Raw genomic sequence first — 775 nt, 5'->3', positions numbered from 1 at the left:
CGACCATCGAGCGGCAGCTGGCCGACGCCGCCGCGCGGGTGCCGGCCACGCTGCGCGGCCGGCGCGTCTATTTCGAGGTCGATGCCACGCCCTATGCCGCCGGCAGTGGCTCCTTCATCGGCGAGACGCTGCTGCGGCTCGGGCTCGGCAACGTCGTGCCGCCGGCGCTGGGGCCGTTTCCGCGCCTCAACCCGGAGTACGTGCTGCGCGCGCAGCCCGACATCGTGATGGCGCTGCAGCGCAACCTGGCCGAGATGCCCGGACGTCCGGGCTGGGCCTCGCTGCAGGCGCTGCAGCGGCGGCAGACCTGCGGCTTCGCGAGCGCGCCCTACGACGTGCTGGTGCGTCCCGGCCCGCGCATGGGAGAAGCGGCGCTGTTGCTGGCCGACTGCCTGGCCGCTTTGCCGGTGTCGGCCGCCAGTGCGAAGCCGGGGGCGGGGAGCCGATGACCCACGCCGAACTCGTCTCGCGTCGCCGCCATCTTGCGGTCGGGCTGGCGGTGCTGAGCGCGCTGCTGATCGTCGCCGGCCTGATGGCCGGCAGCGAGGGCTGGTCGGTTGCGTCGCTGTGGGCCCCGGATGCCGGCCTGATCGTCGGCGAGATCCGTGCGCCGCGCACGCTCGGTGCGTGGCTGGTCGGTGCGCTGCTCGGCCTGGCCGGCGCGGTGGCACAGGGCCTGTTCCGCAATCCGCTGGCCGATCCCTACCTGCTCGGCTCGGCCTCCGGGGCCTCGCTGTGCGTGGTGCTGGTGCTGGCCGGCAGCGCGCTTGCCGGC

2 protein-coding genes are annotated in these 775 nt (G+C 74.7%); both read left to right on the top strand.

From position 1 onward, the window contains the following. Nucleotides 1-449 (top strand): ABC transporter substrate-binding protein (locus Y694_RS25185; RefSeq protein ID WP_036236844.1); only part of this gene is annotated, 449 nt, incomplete at its 5' end. After that, nucleotides 446-775 (top strand): iron chelate uptake ABC transporter family permease subunit (locus Y694_RS22095; RefSeq protein WP_036236841.1); only part of this gene is annotated, 330 nt, incomplete at its 3' end. The genes Y694_RS25185 and Y694_RS22095, both read left to right, overlap by 4 nt.

Origin of the sequence: Methylibium sp. T29-B, from assembly GCF_000576225.1 — a bacterium.
GTDB lineage: Bacteria > Pseudomonadota > Gammaproteobacteria > Burkholderiales > Burkholderiaceae_C > Methylibium > Methylibium petroleiphilum.
The sequence above is the reverse complement of the archived record's forward strand: the minus strand, read 5'-3'. Positions and strand labels throughout refer to the sequence as shown.